Origin of the sequence: Phenylobacterium sp. (assembly GCF_044371015.1) — a bacterium.
Lineage (GTDB): Bacteria > Pseudomonadota > Alphaproteobacteria > Caulobacterales > Caulobacteraceae > Phenylobacterium.
Genome location: NZ_JBILUK010000246.1, coordinates 1 through 4,503 on the forward strand (window position 1 = coordinate 1; position 4,503 = coordinate 4,503).

Below are 4,503 nucleotides of genomic sequence, written 5' to 3' on the forward strand. Positions count from 1 at the left end.
GACCTCGCCGAACAGCAGGCGGGCGAGCGCGGAACCGCCTTCCATGCCGGCATAGAAGGTCTGCAGGATCGCCGAGACGCCCTCGCGCCAGCCTTCGACCAGCACGGCGGATCCGGCGACGATGACTACGATCACCGGCTTGCCCGTCGCCTTGGCGGCCTCGATCAGCGCGATCTGCGCCACCGGCAGTCCGAGGTCGACGCGGTCGCCGCCGCGCGCGGGCTGGGCCGGGCCGCCGCCGCCGTCCTCGCCCATGGTCAGGCCGCCCGGGATGTACTCGCCTTCCTCGGCGGCGGTGTAGCCGCAGACCACGACCACGGCGTCAGCGGAGGCGGCCGCCGCGCCGGCGGCGGCGAGGTCGCCCTCGTCGCCGACGGCGATCTCGGCATGGCCTTCCAGGTAGGCGGCGAGGCCGGAGAGCGGTGTCACCACATGCGGCGCGCGGACCAGGCTGGAGCCGTAGTCGCCGGTGTTGATCAGGCCCGCGAGGCGTCCGAGGACGGCGAGGCGCTTCACCCTGGCGCGTTCTAGCGGCAGGACGCCGTCGTTCTCGAGCAGGACGGCGGACTTCTCGGCCGCCTCGCGCGCCAGGGCCACATGAGCCGGTGAGGCGACCAGCGAGACGGGGTAGCTCTCCAGCGGGTCTTCGGCGCAGGCGAAGCGGTAGAGGGTGGTCAGGATCCGGCGGCAGGCGCGGTCGATCACCTCGGGCTCGACGGTGCGTTCCTGGACGGCGGCGATCAGCTTGTCGCCCCAGACGCGGGGCTCGGGGTTCTCCACATCGAGGCCGGCCGAGGCGCCGTAGGGGTGATAGACGCCCATGATCCAGTCGGAGTGAACCCAGCCGTCGAAGCCCCACTCGCCGCGCAGGATGTCGGTGAGCAGCTCGCGGTGCTGGCCGCAGTACTCGCCGTTCATCTGGTTGTAGGCGCTCATCACCGAGGCGACGCCGCCGTCGATGGCCCGCTTGAAGTGCGGCAGATAGACCTCGCGCAGGGTGCGCGGATCGATGCGCACATCGACCTTGAAGCGGGCGTTCTCCATGGAGTTGAGGGCGAAGTGCTTCACCGTGGCGCAGACATTGTGCGCCTGGATGCCGGCGCCGAGCGCCAGCGCCAGTTCGCCCATGTGGTGGGGATCTTCGCCATAGGTCTCCTGCGCGCGGCCCCAGGCCGGGTGGCGCAGGAGGTTGATGCAGACGGCGCCGGAGAGGTTGCAGTCCTGCGCGCGGGCCTCGATGCCCATCACCTCGCCGATGCGGCGCTCGAGATCGACGTCGAAGGCCGCGCCGCGCGCCATGGTGCAGGGAAAGCAGGTGGAGCGCCCCCGGGCGACGCCGCGCGGACCATCGGTGAAGTAGAAGGCCGGAACCCCCAACCGCTCGATGCCGCCGCCGGCGCGATAGGGCCGGGCGCCCCAGACGTTGTTGTCCTCCTTGAGCTGTTTGAAGAAGCCCTTGCCGGACATCATGCCGACCTTCTCCTCCAGCGTGGCCTCGGCCAGGATCGCGGCGACGACGGAGTCGATCTCGGCGGCGGTCATGCCCTTTCTGGGGGCGAAGTCGTTGGCGACTATGGAGGGGGCGATCATGCGGTCTCTCGATGCAATCGGTCAGGGCGCGCTGAGGCGAGCCACCGGGCTTTCGGCGTAGCCGTAGCGGATCGCCTTGGCCTCGACCACTGCGCCGGGCGCCAGCTGGATCGGCCGGACATAGAGCCGCCAGGCGGTCTCGCCGGTCGGTCGCCAGCCGATGGAGGCGCCGGGCGTCTCGCTGGTCAGAGCCACGCCGTCGCGGGCCGGCCGGGCGACCGGCGCGGCGGTTTTCGGCTGGATGCGGCCGGGCCAGATGGCTTCGACCATCTCGATCTCCGGACGGTCGCTCATGTCGCCGACGCGGGCGATCCAGCGATCCAGGTCGCGGCGCAGGCGGGCGAGATGGCCGGCGTGGGCCGGGTCGGCGGCGAGGTTCCTGACCTGGTCGGGATCGGCCGCCAGGTCGTAAAGCTCCTCGGCGGGTTTAGGGCCCAGCCACTGCGCCACGGCGGGCGTCAGCCTGCCCTCGGCCTTGAGGCGCCAGATCTCCTGCATGGTCGGCAGGTTGTCGCGGAACGCCAGCGGCTGGAGCTGGGGCAGCTCGCGGCGATAGTTGCGGATGTACTGGAAGCGGCCGTCGATCACCGCGCGCTGATGCTCCTGGGTCTCATCGAACCGATCCGCGCCGGCGTAGACGCGGGTGTTGGCCTTGGCGCCTGGGCCCAGGAACGGGCGGCCCTGCATGCCCTTTGGGATCGGCTCACCCGCCAACGCCAGGAGGGTCGGCGCCAGATCGACGAAACTGATCAGATCCTCTCGAACGGTCCCGGCTCCGACACCGCCGGGCAGCCGCACCATCATCGGAACGCGCAGGCCGGTGGCGTGGATCGCGCGCTTCATGCGTGGAAGGCCGTCGCCGTGATCGGCGGAGACGATCACCACGGTGCGCTCAAGCTCTCCGGACTCGCGCAGCGTCGCCATGATCTCGCCGACCCGTCGTTCTTCGTAGGCCAGGTTGTCGTAGAGTCGGGCGATATCGGCTCGAACCACGGGGGTGTCGGGCAGGAAGGCTGGAACGCGCACTTCCGCCGGATCGGTGAGGCGCGGCTTGGCGGCCAGTTCCACCCGGTTGCGCTCGGCCACGCGGCGGGCGACCGGATCCGTGCTGTCGGTGGTCTCCGGCCAGATGTAGCTCTCGTGCGTGCGGGCCAGGTTCAGAAAGGCGAAGAAGGGTCGGTCTTTGGGAAGGGCGCGCCAGTCCACGGCGCCGCTCGCATCCCAGACCGTGAACGGCTCGCCGACCTGATAGTCGGTCTTGCCGACATTGACGGTGAAATAGCCCGCGCGGCGCAGCAGCTCGGGGAACCACTTCGCCTCGGGCGGCGGCGTGGCGTCGTAGGAGATCGGTCCGCCGCCCGGGAGCCCGGCCGCGCCGCGGGTGCGCATGTGCTGGGCGCTGAGGGTCTGCTGGTGGCGGCCGGAGAACAGCGCCGCGCGGCTGGGCGCGCAGACCGGAGCCGTGACGAAGGTGTTGGGGAAGCGGATCGCCTCCTTGGCCAAGGCGTCGAGGTTCGGCGTGCGCGCCAGCGGGTCGCCGAAGGCGCCGATTCGCGGGCTCAGGTCGTCGAACATGATGACGACGATGTTGGGCGGGGCGGGCCGGCCCGTCGCGGCCGGGGCGCAGATCGCCATCATGAGAACGGCCAGGATCGTCAGCGCGGCGCGGGTCGGCATCACGAACTCCATGCGGACGGCCAAGGCGAGAATGGGCGCGGAAGGTGTCCGGCTCAAGGGGCCTCCGACTTGACCCGGCGGCCTTCGCGCGCGACCCGTGCGGCGGGCGATCCGCGCCCGGAGGTCTGCCCATGGTTCCCGCTGTCCAGCTTGGCCGCCTGAGCGGTCTGCATGTCTCGCGCCTGGCGCTGGGGACGATGAACATCGGCACGCCGGGCCGGGGGCACCAGGGCGACTGGACGCTGGACCGGGATACGGCCAAGGCGCTGATCGCCAAGGCCTTCGACCTGGGGATCTTCTATTTCGACTGCGCCGACGTCTATGGCCTGGGGGCCAGCGAGACGGCGCTCGGCGAACTGCTCCGCGAGGCCACGACGCGGGATCGCTATGTGCTTACCACCAAGGTCGGCTTCCCGCTGGGGCGCAACCCCAACCAGGGCGGGCTGTCGCGCAAGCACATCCTGGAATCGATCGACGCGTCGCTGAGCCGGCTGGGGGTCGACTATGTGGACCAGCTGATCATCCACCGGCATCCGCAGGGCGTGCCGGGCTATGCCGGAACCCCCATCGAAGAGACGATGGAGGCGCTGCACGACGTCGTGAAGGCCGGCAAGGCGCTCTATCTGGGCGCCTCCTCGATGTTCGCCTGGCAGTTCGCCGAGCTGCAGCTGACCGCCAAGGCCAACGGCTGGACGCCGTTCGTCTCGATGCAGAACCACTACAACCTCGTCTATCGCGAGGAAGAGCGGGAGATGATCCCCTACTGCGCGGCCTCGGGCGTGGCGCTCACGCCCTGGTCGCCGCTGGCGCGGGGGATTCTGGCGGGCGCCTATCAGGGCGGGTTTTCAGGCGGCGCCTCGGCGCGGTCCAAGGGCCAGGACCGGGCCCGCACCGAGGGGCTCTATCGCGGCGAGCATGTGTTCGATGTCGCGGCGCGGGTGATCGAGGTGGCGGGCCGGATCGGCAAGCGCCCGGCCCAGGTGGCGCTGGCCTGGCTGCTGGCCAAGCCCGCCGTCACCGCGCCCGTGGTCGGCGCCTCACGTCCGGAGCAGCTGGCGGAACTGGCCGAGGCGGTGAGCATCACGCTCTCGGAAGAGGACATCGCCTATCTGGAGGCGCTCTACCGACCGGTGGACAATCTCTTGAGCCTGGGCGCGTCGTAGTTCGGCGAACCGCAGTTTTGATACCGCTTCGGAACATAGCGATTGAATCGCGTCCGTCGGGGTTCTAGCGTCG

General features: G+C 70.3%; 3 protein-coding genes. 1 reads left to right on the forward strand and 2 read right to left on the reverse strand.

The genetic code is table 11. The features are described 5' to 3' along the window. Positions 1–1,590: glycoside hydrolase family 3 protein (locus ACIQ3R_RS15515; RefSeq protein ID WP_397419762.1), on the reverse strand; the 1,590-nt coding region annotated here is incomplete at its 3' end. A gap of 21 nt (positions 1,591–1,611) precedes the next feature. Further along, positions 1,612–3,324 carry a sulfatase gene (locus ACIQ3R_RS15520; protein ID WP_397419763.1) on the reverse strand — a complete coding sequence of 571 codons (1,713 nt, stop codon included), beginning with the start codon at positions 3,322–3,324 and terminating at the stop codon, positions 1,612–1,614. 74 nt (positions 3,325–3,398) lie between these two features. Between ACIQ3R_RS15520 and ACIQ3R_RS15525 the strand changes: the two genes are divergently transcribed. Continuing rightward, positions 3,399–4,430, forward strand: coding sequence for an aldo/keto reductase (locus ACIQ3R_RS15525; protein ID WP_397419764.1), 1,032 nt, complete (start codon positions 3,399–3,401; stop codon positions 4,428–4,430). Positions 4,431–4,503 lie beyond the last annotated feature (73 nt).

Coding starts and splice junctions, on each gene's coding strand:
- ACIQ3R_RS15525 (WP_397419764.1), top strand. CDS start 3,399: ATGGTTCCCGCTGTCCAGCTTGGCCGCCTGAGCGGTCTGCATGTCTCG.